The sequence below is a fragment of the Paenibacillus ferrarius genome (assembly GCF_002027705.1).
Taxonomy (GTDB): domain Bacteria; phylum Bacillota; class Bacilli; order Paenibacillales; family NBRC-103111; genus Paenibacillus_E; species Paenibacillus_E ferrarius.
The window spans coordinates 1-14,992 of the sequence record NZ_MBTG01000030.1; the positions used below are offsets into that span (position 1 = coordinate 1).

Consider the following 14,992-nt stretch of genomic DNA (forward strand, 5'->3'; position numbering starts at 1 on the left):
CGTCGATGGTACTTGAACCGCAGGGTTCTGGGAGAGTAGAACGTTGCCAAGCAAATATAGGAACCTTACATGGAGAAATCCGCGTAAGGTTCCTTTTCTAATTGTGGATCGAATACCTCGAGCCAATAATTCGGATTAGCCGCAGCATGAAACGGAACTAGGGTACGCTATTTTAGTTAAATGAGCTCAAATCCCACCCCAAGCGGAACTACAGTACGCTAATTCCTTCAAAATGCTCAATCAATCGCTCGTTTTGAACAAATAGCGGATCGTAGTTCCGTTTCGATAGAAATTCCGCCTATTTTCCACATATAGCGGATTCTAGTTCCCTTTCTTATGAAAATCTAAACTTTTTATCCCAACCAATACAATCCAAGAAATAACAGAGTCTTAATGGAAGAAATTCCATCAAGGCTCTTTTTTTTACATCAGTACAATAGCGTGGAATAAACCATACTAGCCCTATGAGGAGGGATTGGTATGTGTTTATCAACAAATATGAATAGGTTAAGTGTTATTCTTTTTGGGTGCATGGTGATTCAAGGAGTTACAGGTTGTTCGGCTAAGATGGATTCAATCAAGAATGAGATTAATCGAGCGGAAAGTCTAAACGAATTAGAACACAAGATTCCTGCCTCTTTGCCGGAAACAAAAGCAATTAAGGCTGAAGTGAGTGCTCTCCCGACGAAGGCTGCAAAGCAGGTTGTGAAAGGTATTTATGTATCCGCATGGTCCGCCGTGGGTAATAAATTTGAGCAACTCCTAACGCTGGTGGACCAAACGGATTTGAATGCGATGGTTATCGATGTGAAAAACGATTCCGGACAAGTTACATATGCCTCTACGGTACCGGCAGTGAACGAAATTGGAGCGAACAGCAACGTTATTATTCAAGATCTGAAAGCCAAGCTGCAAAGGTTGAAGGAGAAGAAGATCTATTCGATTGGGCGGGTTGTTGTTTTTAAAGATCCTTATTTGAGCAAGCAGAAAAGTAATTATGCCATGCAAAGCTTAGCAGGCGCTGTATGGAAAGATAACAAAGGTATAGCTTGGGTAGATCCCTATAAGGAAGCAGTGTGGGATTACAATATCCAGATTGCCAAGGAGGCAGCACAGCTGGGTTTTGACGAAATACAGTTTGATTATGTGAGGTTTCCTGAGAATGGGAAGCAGGTGGACAGAGAGGTCCAGTTCGATAATCCGAACAAGTTGACGAAGGCTCAGGTCATTGAAGCTTTTCTCCAGAGAGCAAAGGAACAGGTTGGACAGCAGGCTTATTTATCAGCTGATGTGTTTGGTCTAACGACTTCTTCCGAGAATGATATGGGCATCGGACAAGAATGGGCTGGTATCAGCAAGCAAGTGAATTATATTTCCCCTATGTTATATCCATCCCACTACTCAAACGGCATGTATGGTGTTAAGAACCCAGATTTACAGCCCTATGCCATTGTGAGTAAGGCTATTAGCGATGCCAATGGAAAGAACTTGCGGCTTAAGCAGGTCTCTAGTGAGGTAGCAGAAATCAGGCCTTGGTATCAAGATTTCACGGCAACATGGGTGAAGCCTCATAAGACTTATCGCGCTGCGGATGTGAATGAGCAAATTAAAGCGGCTAAGGAGCAAGGGGTGGAACAGTTTTTATTATGGAATTCGAATAGCAATTACTCCTATCGTTAACGGAATTGTCTTATTCGGAGAAAAGGCATCCCATTAGCGGAGCCTTTTCCTTGACATGAAAAATAGGCTTTTGTTAAGATTGCAATCATATACAAAAATGAAGAACAGAAGCTTTATGCGAATCGACAGTTCTAAGGAGGAAATGTTGTGAGGGAAGACAAGTTTGGCAAGGAAGGCTTAACGTTTGATGATGTGCTGTTGGTGCCGAGAAAATCAGAAGTGTTCGGTAAGGAGATCGACGTTTCAACGGTTCTTGCACCCCATGTGAAATTAAATATCCCGTTTATTAGTTCGGCTATGGATACAGTGACGGAGTCATCGCTTGCTATTGCTATGGCACGTGAGGGCGGTATCGGGATTATCCATAAAAATATGACCATTGAGCTTCAAGCTGAGCATGTAGACCGTGTAAAGCGTTCGGAGAGCGGTGTAATTACGAATCCATTCTCGTTAACGCCTGAGCATCATGTGTATGATGCGGAAGAGCTAATGGCTAAATACCGGATTTCGGGTGTTCCCATTGTGAATGATTCCAACAAACTTGTCGGCATATTGACGAATCGCGACTTGCGTTTTGTACATGACTATTCCATTAAGATTAAAGAAGTAATGACACAGGAGAATTTGGTCACAGCTCCGGTTGGAACTACGCTTCAGCAAGCTGAAGGAATCCTTCAAAAGCATAAGATTGAGAAGCTGCCGCTTGTAGACGACAATTTTGGTCTAAAAGGGTTAATCACGATTAAGGATATTGAGAAAGCTATTCAATTCCCTAATTCGGCCAAGGACGCACAAGGACGTTTATTAGTAGGCGCCGCTGTAGGAGTTGCTAAGGATGTGCTAGAGAGAGCGGCCGCGCTTGTAAAAGCCGGAATTGACGTTATCGTCGTAGATTCAGCGCATGGTCACCACATTAATATTGCAGAAACGGTGAAAAAGCTTAGAGCGCAATATCCAGAGCTGCCAATCATCGCAGGCAACGTGGCGACGGGTGACGGTACACGTGATCTCATCCAAGCTGGAGCATCCATGGTGAAAGTCGGAATTGGACCTGGATCCATCTGTACAACGAGAGTTATTGCGGGGATCGGTGTTCCTCAAATTACGGCAATTTATGATTGCGCACAAGCCGCGGCAGAATTCGGAGTTCCGATCATCGCAGACGGCGGGATTAAGTATTCCGGTGATGTGGTCAAAGCGATTGCGGCGGGAGCAAGTGCGGTTATGATCGGCAGTCTTTTTGCTGGAACGGATGAAAGCCCAGGCGAGTCAGAGATTTTCCAAGGCCGTAAATTCAAAGTATATCGGGGCATGGGATCTTTAGGGGCGATGAAGGAAGGTAGCAAGGATCGTTACTTCCAAGAGAATGAGTCTAAGCTTGTTCCTGAGGGTATCGAAGGCCGTGTTGCCTACAAAGGGCCAATGGCAGATACGGTGTACCAACTTGTGGGCGGTTTGCGTTCCGGTATGGGGTATTGCGGTGCTAGGAACATTTCCGAGTTGATTCACGATACGCAATTTATTCGAATCACTGGGGCCGGCTTAAAAGAGAGCCACCCTCACGATATTCAAATTACGAAAGAAGCACCAAACTATTCGATGTAATTGTCATAATATAATTAAAATTTAAGGCGTGGGAATTGAACCTGCGTCTTCTTTTTTTTGTCTATAAGGGTGTGTTACAATATTAACGGTCATTATAAATGCTAGGGAGAGTGGAATTGTGAAATTTTTGCGTTTTACAAAGAAAAAGGTTGTTTTGGTGCTAGGTATAAGTTTAATTGCTCAATCCTTACTTTTACATATACAACCAACCTACGCTGCCGATACCAAGAAACCAGCAGCAACAGCAACACCAACACCAGCAGCAACGACAACGGCGACATCGCCAACAGCAGCACTGAATGAGCCCAAAATTGCAGCAAAATCAGCCATTATTATGGAAGCTAGCACAGGGGCTGTACTTTATGAATTCAATGCGGACGAGGCTTACCCTCCGGCGAGCATGGCCAAGATGATGACAGAGTATCTTGCGATGGAAAGTATTAAAGATGGCAAATATAAATGGGATTCACCCGTGACGGCAAGTAAAAATGCAGCGGACGTCATAGGTTCCGGTCAATTGATTGCCGCGAATGAAACGCTGACGTTTAAAGATATGTTTAATGCAATGTCTATTTATTCCGCGAATGATGCTTCTGTGGCCTTTGCTGAGCTGCTTGGAGGCACCGAAGAGAATTTTGCGAAAATGATGAATGAGAAGGCCAAAGAACTCGGGATGTCGGACAAGGCCCATTTCATTAGTGCTACTGGACTGTCCCGTTCTGATCTTAAGAACCCACCGGCATCTATTGATGGTGAGACTAAGATGACTGCTCGGGATTCAGCAACCCTTGCCTATAATATCCTTAAGGATCATAAGGAAATACTAGAATTCACGAAAATTCCTTCATTGAAACTTAGACCTACGGACAAAACGCCAATGATCAATTGGAACTGGATGCTGGAAGGAAACCAGACGAATGCGAATTTCAAAAAGTACTCGTATGCAGGTCTTGATGGTTTGAAAACAGGCTCTACGGATGATGCAGGCTATTGCTTCACAGGAACGGCAGAAAAAAATGGTATGCGCCTAATCACGGTTGTTATGGGAACTAAGACGGAGCCGGAACGATTCAATGAAACGAGGAAGCTGCTCGATTATGGATTTAATAATTTCGAAATGAAACCTTTCCTTAATGCCAAACAAGAAATAGATTCTTTGAAATTCGTAAACATTAAGAAAGGTGTTCAAACGCAAGTACCTCTTGTTACGAAAACGGGACTAACGTTCATCGCAAGAAAAGGTGCGAAGGATACCGATTTCACCATCAAGGCAGAAGCGGCTGAAGAAAGCAAATTAGTAGCTCCTATTACGAAGGGCGATACGCTTGGCAAAGTGAAAGTCAGCTACAATGGTCAAGAAAAAACAGTTGATCTTATTGCCAATGACGACGTGCAAAAGGGCAGCTGGATTCGACTCTTGTTCCGCTCCTTAACAAACTTCTTCAGCGATATGTTTAAAGGGATCAAAGGCGGCTCCTAGACCAGAAAATGGGTTGTATAATGCCCATCCTTCATGTAAAATGATTGTTTAGAAGTTTACTATCGAATCGTGCAGGAAACTGCATGAAATTGGCATAAAAGGTATAGGAGGAAATAAAGAATGGAAACAGGAACATCCCGCGTTAAAACAGGTATGGCTGAAATGCAAAAAGGCGGCGTCATCATGGACGTCATGAATGCTGAACAAGCAAAAATCGCAGAAGCAGCTGGTGCATCCGCAGTTATGGCGCTCGAGCGCGTACCTGCTGACATTCGTGCTGCCGGCGGCGTATCCCGCATGGCTGATCCAACAATCGTAGAAGATGTAATGAGAGTGGTTTCGATTCCTGTTATGGCGAAAGCCAGAATCGGGCATTTCGTAGAAGCAAAAGTCCTAGAATCTCTAGGTGTTGACTATATCGATGAGAGTGAAGTTTTGACGCCTGCGGATGAAGTTTTCCACATCAACAAACGTGACTTCACGGTTCCTTTCGTATGTGGTTGTCGTGATCTTGGCGAAGCTTTGCGTCGTATTGGTGAAGGTGCATCCATGCTTCGTACCAAAGGCGAGCCAGGAACAGGCAATATCGTAGAAGCTGTGCGCCACATGCGTACGATTCAAGGCCAAATCCGCAAAATTCAAGGAATGTCCAAGGATGAGCTGATGTTTGAAGCTAAGAATCTTGGAGCTCCTTATGAATTGTTGTTGCAAGTCCATGAATCAGGCAAATTGCCTGTTGTTAACTTTGCTGCCGGCGGTGTAGCTACACCTGCTGATGCTGCGCTTATGATGCACCTTGGTTCTGATGGTGTATTCGTTGGATCGGGTATTTTCAAATCCGACAGCCCTGAGAAATTTGCCAAAGCAATCGTAGAGGCAGTAACTCACTACACAGATTACAAATTAATCGCTGAAATCTCCAAAAACCTGGGTACCCCTATGAAGGGAATCGAAATTTCCAAGCTTCAAGCTTCCGAGCGTATGCAGGAGCGCGGCTGGTAATGACGAAGATTGGGGTTCTCGCGCTGCAAGGCGCGGTAGCGGAGCATATTCGCGGTATTGAGAAGGCGGGTGCCGAGGGCGTTGTTGTGAAACGCACGGAGCAGTTAGCCGAACTAGATGGCATTATTCTACCCGGTGGAGAGAGTACGACTATCGGCAAGCTGATGCGCACCTATGGATTCATCGAGGCGCTTCAGGCTTTTTCTGCGGCAGGCAAGCCGATTTTCGGGACCTGCGCGGGTTTGATTGTGATCGCGAAAGAGATCACCGGACAGCCGGAAGCCCACCTTGGGCTGATGGATATCACGGTGGCTCGCAACGCGTTCGGGCGTCAACGCGAAAGCTTTGAGACGGACTTGCCGATCAAAGGCATCGACGAGAACGTTCGCGCGGTCTTCATCCGTGCTCCACTGATCGAGAAAGTGGGACCGGATGTGGATGTGCTGGCTACGTATGACGGCCAGATCGTTGCGGCGCAGCAAGGGCATCTCCTTGCGGCCTCTTTCCATCCTGAGCTGACGGACGATTTCCGTCTGCACAGCTATTTCTTGGATATGGTAAAGCAAAGACAAGCATAATTAATGGTACAAGCACCTTGAACTCACCGGAGTGCCGGTAAAGGTGCTTGCTTCCATATTCTAACCATTTTGCGCTAACGGAGGAATCTCCTTGTTTGATGTAAAGTTACTTCGCAGTGATCTGGCAGCGGTACAAGCTGCAATGCAAAACCGAGGAAAACAAATTGAAGAGCTTAACGGCTTCACGGAGCTCGATATTAAGCGTAGAGAGCTTCTGCAAGAAACAGAGCAGCTCAAAAACCGCCGGAATACCGTGTCCCAAGAGGTTGCTGGCCGCAAAAGAGCCGGCGAGAATGCAGACGATCTGATTCAGGAAATGAAGATCGTCGGAGACCGAATTAAAGAGCTCGATGACGAGATTCGCATCTTGGATGAGTCCTTGCAGCATGTCCTGCTCGCTATCCCGAATATGCCCCATTCCAGCGTGCCTGTTGGCCGCACAGAAGAAGAGAATGTGGAGCTTCGCCGCGTAGGCGATATTCCTCAGTTCGATTTTGAAGTGAAGCCGCATTGGGAAGTTGCGCAGGAGCTAGGCATTCTGGATTTCGAAGCTGCGGCGAAGGTGACGGGATCGCGTTTTGTGTTCTACAAGGGCCTCGGCGCAAGGCTGGAGCGGGCGTTAATTAACTTCATGATGGACCTGCACAGCGATGAGCATGGCTATGAAGAAATGCTGCCTCCTTATATCGTAAACCGTGACAGCTTAACGGGCACAGGCCAGCTTCCAAAGTTCGAGGAAGATGTGTTTAAAGTAGAGAATTCGGATTTATTCCTGATTCCGACTGCGGAAGTTCCGGTAACCAACTATCACCGTGAAGATATTTTAACCAATGAACAGCTGCCTGTTAATTTCGTCGCGTTCAGTGCTTGTTTCCGCTCGGAAGCAGGATCTGCGGGTCGAGATACGAGAGGGCTGATCAGACAGCACCAATTCAACAAAATTGAGCTCGTTAAGCTTGTTAAGCCCGAAGACTCCTATGAGGAGCTAGAGAAGCTTACAGGGCATGCTGAGCGCGTCTTACAGCTCCTGGGTCTGCCATACCGTGTGCTGTCTCTCTGCACAGGAGACATTGGCTTCACATCGGCGAAGACGTACGACTTGGAGGTATGGCTGCCGAACAGCGCAGCTTACCGCGAGATCTCGTCCTGCAGTAACTTCGAGGACTTCCAAGCTCGCAGAGCTAATATTCGTTTCCGCCGCGATGCGAAAGCGAAGCCGGAATTCGTACATACATTGAACGGATCAGGTTTAGCGCTTGGACGCACAGTGGCAGCCATCCTTGAGAACTATCAGCAAGCGGACGGTTCGATCGTCGTGCCGGACGTCCTAATTCCTTACATGAATGGCATTAAAGTGATCTCAAAAAAATAATACTTGATTCTACCCAAGAATTTATGCTACAATGCTTTTTGTCACTGCACAAGGTTGTCTCCCTACTGGGAGACAGCTATCGTGGAGAGGTGGTCGAGTGGTTTAAGGCAGCGGTCTTGAAAACCGCCGAGGTCGCAAGGTCTCCGTGGGTTCGAATCCCACCCTCTCCGTAACCATGGTAATACCCCAACTAAGAAGTCATGCGATTCCTTTGAATCGTGTGGCTTTTTTTGTTGTCGAAATCCTCATTTATTGGGAGGGATAAAAGACGGCGCGCCTCGGCATTTTATACATGTGGAGGTGTTACCTATGAGCAATAATGACAAGCTAACCGTAAATCAAGCCGAACTCGTAAGCGAGTGGGCTCGAGTACTCCCGACAACGCTGCAGCCAACCGATCAGGCGCGTGTATGGGCCGATGAGGCCGATTCTAACGCACTGTGGGTTCATATTATGGCCGCAGGGCATACGGGCTACACCATCGATTTTAAGGTCACCTACGTTGATGACAGAGAGATTAAGGTCGAACTGACAGACGTGCAGCAGGGGACGAAGCACATTGATGAGCGCGGCGATGTCGTGCAGAATCTGATCGATGACTATATTCGTCATATCCATGAATGCGCGCAAGCTTTGCAGAAAGTCACACACGCCTAGTTGCGAAAGGGAGAGCTCACCATGACCAAACAGAAAGCAGTCGATAAAAACTTGCAGAATGTTGCCAAGGATTTCGAGGCTAGCCCCGTGAACAGTCATCATGCCCAACAGGTTCAGCAGAAAGTGAATGATCATAGACATCAAGATGCGCTTAATCACGAAGAAAACTAGAGAGGTGGTCTACCTATGTCGAAACAAAAATCATATTCTGCCGGGGATAATCTTGTACAAAATGGTTCTGTGAAAAATAGTGATCACAATGGAAATCAAGAGCCGCTCTCTGGCTCTAAAAAAGTGAAAAACAGAAATCATTCAGGAGCAAATCAGCATGGCGAAGGCCATGGCGGTGTCTGAGAATTTTTATTATAAAAAATCTTTACAACATGTTTAAAATTCACGAAGCCGGACATACTATATTTGTCGGTGAGCAGAGAGGTGTGGTTCCGTTGGAGCATTCAGCGAAAGGGAAACAACCGTTGCAAAGAGGACTTTTCTACCTGTTATAATCAGGCTGGAGGGGATGTGCCAAAGACACTTACCGTGTTTTATAAGCAGATTTTCCTAAGGTTTACGTGTAACATGTTTTAAAAGAAATCATAAACGCCGACAAAAAAAGAACCCTTAGGGGTTCTTTTTTTCGTCTGTTTCGGGGGAAATTGAGAAATGTTGCTTCTCCTCTTCTTCCTCTGGGAAACGTGAGTAGGAATACGTGTCTGGGTGAAATTCAGCATCAAACGCCTGCTTTTTTCTATAGAAGAACAGTTTGATGCCGCCTACAATCAAAATCAACGCAACGATGAAGGTTTGGCCAAAGCTATTTAACCAATACATATAGTTCGAATGCGGGAACAACTGATAAATGAATTGGGACACGATTTCTTTGAAGATGTAATAACCGCCGAGCAAGATAAGCACAAAGCCGATAGAGCGATGGTATTGTGTCCAGTTCTCAACGATCGGTTTATCGATCAGCGTCCCATTTTCATATCGCGTAATGCTCTGTAAAGCATCGAAGAAGCTGAAGAACCACAAAATCGGAATAAGAAAAAGGAAGAGGGACAACCTCAGGACATCGAGCACATAAATGGAAAATAGGAAAATCGCCATCAATTGTATGCCCCGCTTATTCATCGACAGATAAAGGTGCGCGGCACCAGGGAAAATGGCGATTATTGTCGCCAAAGTCCGGTTCTTGCGGCCGAATTCATCGCCAAGATGAAAATCATCGAACATGCTGCGATCGACGAGCCCTAGGCCCGCCTGCTTGCGCTCCTGCTGTTTCAGGGCGTCGAACATGGTGTAGAACCAAAGCACCGGCAAAGCCAGGAGAAACGCTACAAACCCATTATTGTGCGTCATGATCGTAATGAAGAAGACGAGGATGGCAACCCCGAAGAAGGAAACCATCGCCGTTAGGCCGCGCTGCATTAAGCCAAGTTGAAAATGACCGAGACCTGGGACGAATGACAGCAGGATAACTCGGGTTCGTTCTTGCTGGTTCGCCTGATAGGCATAAGGGTTAGCACCTAGGGACGATGCCCACTCTGGCGATTGAGGGTCGTAGGAATGAGGAGCGCCGTAAGATGGGGCCATATAAGGTTGTGGGCCCAGCAAGTAAACGATCATATCAATCATGTTGACGATCCAAGTGAGAGCGGCGAATAAAGCCAACAGCAATAGAAATTCCTTCGGTAAGCGGGACATGAAAACGCCGACGAAGATGAGAAAGATCGGACCGAAAAACCCGGCGCCATATAAAAAAGCACGCAATAACCGCTGCATATACAAATGGCCAAGACCAGGGATGAAAGAAAGCAGAAATGCTAGTACACTGCTTTTGTGTTGTATTGGATTCATGGTTGAGAACCTCCTTTGTTTGGAGCATTTTGTAAAGTATCCAGCCACCCTAGCGTCTTATTCAGCCATACATCGGAAACAGGAATGTCTTTCTGAAGAGAGGATGGATTTAGTTCTTGTGATAAGCCATGAAAGAACCCGGTAGCTACCAGAATTAGTGTAGCCGCGGCGGCGATGCCATAATGCAGCAGGGTTGAGCGATACCAGGAACGCTTAGTTCCGGTAGTTCGCGCAATAATTGCATGGACATACTGCTCAGTGTCTACTTCCAATGAAGGAAGTGATAAGGATGGATCTTCCATACAAATCATGTAGACGTTCAAACATTCCTCACAACGGTACAAATGAACTTCCATTGATTCCATCTCCGCGGCAGGCAGCATTTGGTTCAGGTAACTCGTCCACGCAGCTTGATCGTAATGTTTCACAAGAAATCCTCCTCCTTCCAATTTTTCCGGAGCCATTGTTTAGCCCGATACAGTTTGGACTCGACGGTCTTAACCGTGATGCCATGCGCATCGGCAATATCTTGATAGGATTGATGTTGGATATAATAGGCCGTTAGAACCTCTTGATAATTAGGTGGAATTTGATGCAGCCGCTTCCGTACAAGCTGAGCGGTTTCATTCATGATGACCTCGTGTTCAACCGCACGTTGTTGATGAAATAAGGGCTCGGCAGCAGCTTGTACAGATATCTCCATCTCCGCTGTCGTATCTTCTCTTTTCCGATTCGCTGAACGTTTGAAATCAATGGAACGATTTACAGCAATGCGTGTAATCCAGGTTTTGAGACCCTTCATCTGATACTGGGGGAGGGAGAAGTAGATCCGAGTCCATACATCTTGAGATAAGTCTTCGGCATCTTTGGTATGACGTACAATCGCATAAATCGTTTGGAACACATAGTGCCGATAAGTGCTGACCAGCTCACGGAACGCTGACTCATCGCCATTCAAAATGCGCTCAACAAGGGCATGTTCCTGAATAAGCTTCTCCTCCTCTCCGCATGAATAGACGAAGGGTCTTCCTGCGACCCCTGCATATGTCCGAAAAAGAAAAAGAACGAATCCTAAGATTCGTTCACGTTATTAAAGCGATGCCGATGGACGGCCAGGCTGGGTTGGCTGCTTAGAGGCACGATTTTGAACGAACCATTGCGACAGAACTGCGCTCAGGATACCGAGTATCCCTAGAACGATGAACCCTTCGTTCAAAGAGAACCAGTCGCTGATAACCCCCATTAGAACAGGGCCTACAAACATGCCAAGGCCATAAATCGCCTGAAAGAAACCCATGGCGGTTGCCCGCTTATCGGCAGACATATGCTTAATACTCATTCCCATCAGCAAGGTAAATGAAAGTCCTCGGCCAAAGCCAGCGATGGCTTGTGTGATCATGAGCATCCAAAGGTGATGCGTGAAAGGAATTGTGAATGTAAATATTCCCATTAAAGCAAAGCCCCAAACGACCATGCGTTTCTCCCCGTAGCGGGCCGCCCAGCGCCTTCCACCAAAGAGAGAAGCTACAGCAACAGGCACATTGGCAAACAACGAAAGCATGGATAAGGAAAACTTATCAGCGCCAAGCTCCGTTGCATAAACAGGCGTGAATCCAAAAACAGTTGCAAAGATCAGCACTTGAGACAGAATCGCAAGCAATGAGACGAACAGCAGCGTTCGATCTGTGGCGACGTCACCGATGCCGCGCAGCGTTATTTTGGGAGCGTCGGGCTCAACTTTCTCTACAAGGAAGAGGGAGCCAGCTAGCCCTACAAGGCCTAGTCCGGCCCCTAACAGAAAAGCTGCTTCCCAGCCCAGAGCGTCCGCCGCCCAACCAGCGGAGAGAATACCAAGCACCTGCCCAAGGGAGTTAAAGAAAGAAATCGTACCGATTGCTTTCGTGGATTCTTCATGCTTATAGTAGCTCGTGAACAATACTGTAAAATCAACCCACGTGGCTGCTGCCGCGCCCGCTAAAGCACGCAGGATAAGAATCCACGTAAAGTCATGCGTGAACCATAGTCCCAACCCGGCAATCGCGGTGAAGAACAGCCCGAAAGTAATAAATAGCTTGCGCTTATGGAAGCGATCCGACATGATCCCGACAGGAATGCGCAGCAGCATCTGGGAGATGCCGTACATCCCGACAATCCACCCTGCAAGCTGGTGATTTCCGCCAAGGAACTCCACATAGGGTGCCATAATGGGAACGCTCGTATACATAGACATCCAGAACAGCAAGGTCACCGCGCAGAAGAGTGGGATGCGGTAGGATGATATTTTGGTGGTTGCCATCGGTGTAAGGACTCCTTTCAAGTATTACTTAAGCTCGATCGATTTCACGAACGGAGCTTCCTGCACGATAGGCAGCAGCTGTTCTGCTCGGTAGGAGCCGGGGAATCGAACAATCATCTCCAGCACTATTTCGTCGGAGTTGGTTCCGTTCCCTTCGGCGTGAAAGCTCAGAATCGCAATCTTTTTATCTTCAAGCAGTTGTTGAATGGCTTGCGTAGTGCCGGTATCATTCGTCATTCGAATCACCAATTGCTCTGTTTTGGGCGTAGTGAGCCAGTGGAAGCGGCCATGCAGAAGCTTTTGAGCAAGCAGAATGATGACAGTCACGCCACCGCCCAATACGTATAAACCAGCACCAATCGCCATACCAACTCCGGCGGTAGCCCAAATACCGGCTGCTGTTGTTAAACCTTTAATGGTCTGTCGCTGCATGAAAATCATGCCGGCTCCAAGAAATCCGACCCCGCTTACTACTTGGGCAGCAATCCGTGAAGGATCGAAAGAATCAACGAATCAAATGCCTTCCCCGAATCTCGGGCAATGTTTTTTAACCGTTCGGAGATAGATACAGGGATATTTTTAATTTCACTCATTAAACCAGCACCTCGAGATATTTTTGTAGTACTGTCTTGATTCGCAAATGTTCGGCATATGCGACTAGCTTCGTAATATTTTTCTCTGGTGAGTGAAGATAATTTCTCAGCCCTTCTTTCATGATGTCAATGCCTACCTTTTCACGATACCTGACAATATCACAGATGGTTTTCTCACGGTCATATATTCTAACGACAGTTCCTTCGATACGAACTTCGCTTACTCCAATGTTAAATTGTGTATCTGCCAAATAAACAATTTTAATGGGTGGATAATCCGGAAGTTTCGGCTTCTTGCTGCCGCGATGAATGGCAATCTGATACTCCCACGGGTTATAGGTCGTCAATTCATGGAAGGAGAGAGCGGACAAGAGACAGACGACCCCTTTAGGAACTAGCTGTGATACCTCAACAATCTCGTCAACTGTACCTTTACTAAAGTCTGTATGCCGATAGAGACCTTGTTTCACTCGAGCGATTTCGCCCAACGATTCCATTTTTTTTATGTAGTAATGGGTAATACCCGCGTTTAAAAAATCTCTTGTCCGGGCAATTCCATGTTGATTCTCGAGTAATGTATTTACTTTCGATTTAAGCTGATTATCCACGCATTCACCGCCATTCATTTCAATTTATACATGCAGCTATCGTCATAACTACTTATTCGTTGACAACCTTAATACACCTTCATTATTTACAAAAAGCTCTGCACTTAGATCTAAAAGCAGAAGTAATTGCGATAACCTGTATAGACAATCTGACTATAAAAATAACCCTCCAATTGGTTTGTCGCCAACGAAGGGTTATTGCGTTTTGGGGCTTAGCGGGTTAAAAAGTCGAAAAGCCTTGATTTATAACTTTAAAATGACGCGCCCGATACGATTCGAACGTACGACCTACAGTTTAGGAAACTGTTGCTCTATCCTGCTGAGCTACGGGCGCATAGCATCGTCTATTCTATCACGATGCTTTTGGTCATGCAAGATTATTCCTTGCCACGCAATTTACGGAAAAATTGCGTCAGCATCGTGGAGCATTCTTCGCGAAGCACGCCACTAATGACATCGACGCGGTGATTGAACCGGTCTTCCTGAAGCAGATTCATCAGTGTGCCAGCGCAGCCGGCTTTAGGATCTGTTGTGCCGTAGATCACTTGCGGGATGCGCGATTGCACAATCGCGCCCGCGCACATCGGGCAGGGCTCTAACGTTACGTAGAGCTGACAATCAAGCAGCCGCCAGGCTTGCAAATGCTCGCTAGCTTGCTTAATGGCGATCAGCTCCGCATGAGCGAGTGGGTCTAGCGTCGTTTCACGGAGATTGTAGCCGCGGCCAATGATTTGACCTTGGTGAACAACAACAGCTCCGATCGGTACTTCACGGATGGCTTCGGCCTTAAGAGCCTCTTGAATAGCAGCTTTCATCCAGGGGATATGTTCATCCACAGGGGGACACCTCGCTAAAATAATCTTATCCACATGTGCATAAAAGATCGAACAAATATTCGTTGTTAACAACCTGTGGATAACAGTGTGGATAACTTAAAATGTTGTGGATATGTAATCTTTCTACATTCATACAACAAAATGCTCGACTAAGCAAGGTTTTTAGTTGATAAGACGGAACATCACCGATATAATGAAAATTAGATGTAGGTCTTTATGACCATAAGGACGAAGCACACGATATATGCAGCAGAATTCGAAAATGGCAAACTTGTCGAAAGACAAGGACGCAAAGCTGAGGGTCTACGGTTCCCGCGAACTATGACAGCCTGGTTACCGAAAATCGATGCTTTTTATGATTCAGGTAATAGACTGTTCCGGGCAAGCGGAGCAGTCTATTTTTTTATACATAGCAAGTACGGAGTGTG

16 protein-coding genes, 2 tRNA genes, 1 pseudogene and 1 riboswitch are annotated in these 14,992 nt (G+C 46.4%); of the genes and pseudogenes, 10 read left to right on the forward strand and 9 right to left on the reverse strand.

The window, feature by feature from the left end:
* Positions 1-480 precede the first annotated feature (480 nt).
* The 10 genes from BC351_RS27125 to BC351_RS27165 all read left to right on the forward strand — a co-directional run bounded on the left by BC351_RS27125 (position 481) and on the right by BC351_RS27165 (position 8,728).
* Positions 481-1,680 (forward strand): putative glycoside hydrolase, encoded by a 1,200-nt coding sequence (locus tag BC351_RS27125; protein WP_244209191.1) that lies wholly within the window; start codon positions 481-483, stop codon positions 1,678-1,680.
* A 147-nt stretch (positions 1,681-1,827) separates the two neighbouring features.
* Positions 1,828-3,285 (forward strand): IMP dehydrogenase, encoded by a 1,458-nt coding sequence (guaB, locus tag BC351_RS27130; protein ID WP_079416922.1) that lies wholly within the window; start codon positions 1,828-1,830, stop codon positions 3,283-3,285.
* A 118-nt stretch (positions 3,286-3,403) separates the two neighbouring features.
* A complete protein-coding gene (locus BC351_RS27135; protein WP_244209192.1) occupies positions 3,404-4,765 on the forward strand; it encodes a D-alanyl-D-alanine carboxypeptidase family protein in 1,362 nt (453 codons plus the stop codon).
* 120 nt (positions 4,766-4,885) lie between these two features.
* On the forward strand, positions 4,886-5,767 hold the full coding sequence (gene pdxS / locus BC351_RS27140) for a pyridoxal 5'-phosphate synthase lyase subunit PdxS (RefSeq protein WP_079416924.1): 882 nt from the start codon (positions 4,886-4,888) through the stop codon (positions 5,765-5,767).
* Entirely contained in the window at positions 5,767-6,345 is a 579-nt protein-coding gene (pdxT, locus tag BC351_RS27145) for a pyridoxal 5'-phosphate synthase glutaminase subunit PdxT (protein ID WP_079416926.1), read from the forward strand. Before pdxS ends, pdxT begins: the two co-directional genes overlap by 1 nt.
* A gap of 91 nt (positions 6,346-6,436) precedes the next feature.
* On the forward strand, positions 6,437-7,717 hold the full coding sequence (gene serS / locus BC351_RS27150) for a serine--tRNA ligase (RefSeq protein WP_079416928.1): 1,281 nt from the start codon (positions 6,437-6,439) through the stop codon (positions 7,715-7,717).
* Between the two features lie 83 nt (positions 7,718-7,800).
* A tRNA-Ser gene (locus tag BC351_RS27155) sits at positions 7,801-7,887 on the forward strand.
* 139 nt (positions 7,888-8,026) lie between these two features.
* Entirely contained in the window at positions 8,027-8,374 is a 348-nt protein-coding gene (locus BC351_RS27160; RefSeq protein ID WP_079416930.1) for a hypothetical protein, read from the forward strand.
* A gap of 21 nt (positions 8,375-8,395) precedes the next feature.
* Positions 8,396-8,545, forward strand: a complete 150-nt coding sequence (locus tag BC351_RS42800; protein ID WP_167388046.1) for a hypothetical protein — start codon at positions 8,396-8,398, stop codon at positions 8,543-8,545.
* A 15-nt stretch (positions 8,546-8,560) separates the two neighbouring features.
* The gene (locus BC351_RS27165) at positions 8,561-8,728 is read left to right on the forward strand and encodes a small acid-soluble spore protein P (RefSeq protein WP_079416932.1); all 168 of its coding nucleotides are present in this window, start codon (positions 8,561-8,563) and stop codon (positions 8,726-8,728) included.
* A 267-nt stretch (positions 8,729-8,995) separates the two neighbouring features.
* Here the strand turns inward: BC351_RS27165 and BC351_RS27170 are convergent, their stop codons facing one another.
* The 9 genes and pseudogenes from BC351_RS27170 to tadA all read right to left on the reverse strand — a co-directional run bounded on the left by BC351_RS27170 (position 8,996) and on the right by tadA (position 14,543).
* Positions 8,996-10,231, reverse strand: coding sequence for a hypothetical protein (locus tag BC351_RS27170; protein WP_208629855.1), 1,236 nt, complete (start codon positions 10,229-10,231; stop codon positions 8,996-8,998).
* Complete coding sequence (locus tag BC351_RS27175) at positions 10,228-10,659, reverse strand: hypothetical protein (protein ID WP_079416934.1); 432 nt, start codon at positions 10,657-10,659, stop codon at positions 10,228-10,230. Before BC351_RS27175 ends, BC351_RS27170 begins: the two co-directional genes overlap by 4 nt.
* Positions 10,656-11,189 carry an RNA polymerase sigma factor gene (locus BC351_RS27180; protein ID WP_244209193.1) on the reverse strand — a complete coding sequence of 178 codons (534 nt, stop codon included), beginning with the start codon at positions 11,187-11,189 and terminating at the stop codon, positions 10,656-10,658. Before BC351_RS27180 ends, BC351_RS27175 begins: the two co-directional genes overlap by 4 nt.
* Positions 11,190-11,321: 132 nt before the next feature.
* Positions 11,322-12,527, reverse strand: coding sequence for an MFS transporter (locus BC351_RS27185; RefSeq protein ID WP_079416938.1), 1,206 nt, complete (start codon positions 12,525-12,527; stop codon positions 11,322-11,324).
* A 320-nt stretch (positions 12,528-12,847) separates the two neighbouring features.
* Positions 12,848-13,031: pseudogene (locus BC351_RS44435) on the reverse strand (MgtC/SapB family protein); the annotation flags it as partial.
* The gene (locus tag BC351_RS44005; RefSeq protein ID WP_279628380.1) at positions 12,998-13,120 is read right to left on the reverse strand and encodes a hypothetical protein; all 123 of its coding nucleotides are present in this window, start codon (positions 13,118-13,120) and stop codon (positions 12,998-13,000) included. The gene BC351_RS44005 and the pseudogene BC351_RS44435, both read right to left, overlap by 34 nt.
* Entirely contained in the window at positions 13,120-13,728 is a 609-nt protein-coding gene (locus BC351_RS27200) for a type IV toxin-antitoxin system AbiEi family antitoxin domain-containing protein (protein WP_079416942.1), read from the reverse strand. Before BC351_RS27200 ends, BC351_RS44005 begins: the two co-directional genes overlap by 1 nt.
* A 260-nt stretch (positions 13,729-13,988) precedes the next feature.
* Positions 13,989-14,062: transfer RNA gene (locus tag BC351_RS27205), tRNA-Arg, on the reverse strand.
* A gap of 43 nt (positions 14,063-14,105) precedes the next feature.
* A complete protein-coding gene (tadA, locus tag BC351_RS27210; RefSeq protein ID WP_079417048.1) occupies positions 14,106-14,543 on the reverse strand; it encodes a tRNA adenosine(34) deaminase TadA in 438 nt (145 codons plus the stop codon).
* 275 nt (positions 14,544-14,818) lie between these two features.
* A riboswitch (cyclic di-GMP riboswitch) is annotated at positions 14,819-14,905 on the forward strand.
* The last annotated feature ends 87 nt before the right edge of the window (positions 14,906-14,992 follow it).

Excerpts from the sequence above, each read along its gene's own strand:
- pdxT (WP_079416926.1), top strand. The coding sequence starts at position 5,767 with ATGACGAAGATTGGGGTTCTCGCGCTGCAAGGCGCGGTAGCGGAGCAT.
- pdxS (WP_079416924.1), top strand. The coding sequence starts at position 4,886 with ATGGAAACAGGAACATCCCGCGTTAAAACAGGTATGGCTGAAATGCAA.
- tadA (WP_079417048.1), bottom strand. The coding sequence starts at position 14,543 with ATGAAAGCTGCTATTCAAGAGGCTCTTAAGGCCGAAGCCATCCGTGAA.
- BC351_RS27185 (WP_079416938.1), bottom strand. The coding sequence starts at position 12,527 with ATGGCAACCACCAAAATATCATCCTACCGCATCCCACTCTTCTGCGCG.
- BC351_RS44005 (WP_279628380.1), bottom strand. The coding sequence starts at position 13,120 with ATGAGTGAAATTAAAAATATCCCTGTATCTATCTCCGAACGGTTAAAA.
- BC351_RS27165 (WP_079416932.1), top strand. The coding sequence starts at position 8,561 with ATGTCGAAACAAAAATCATATTCTGCCGGGGATAATCTTGTACAAAAT.
- BC351_RS42800 (WP_167388046.1), top strand. The coding sequence starts at position 8,396 with ATGACCAAACAGAAAGCAGTCGATAAAAACTTGCAGAATGTTGCCAAG.
- BC351_RS27160 (WP_079416930.1), top strand. The coding sequence starts at position 8,027 with ATGAGCAATAATGACAAGCTAACCGTAAATCAAGCCGAACTCGTAAGC.
- BC351_RS27125 (WP_244209191.1), top strand. The coding sequence starts at position 481 with ATGTGTTTATCAACAAATATGAATAGGTTAAGTGTTATTCTTTTTGGG.
- BC351_RS27170 (WP_208629855.1), bottom strand. The coding sequence starts at position 10,231 with ATGAATCCAATACAACACAAAAGCAGTGTACTAGCATTTCTGCTTTCT.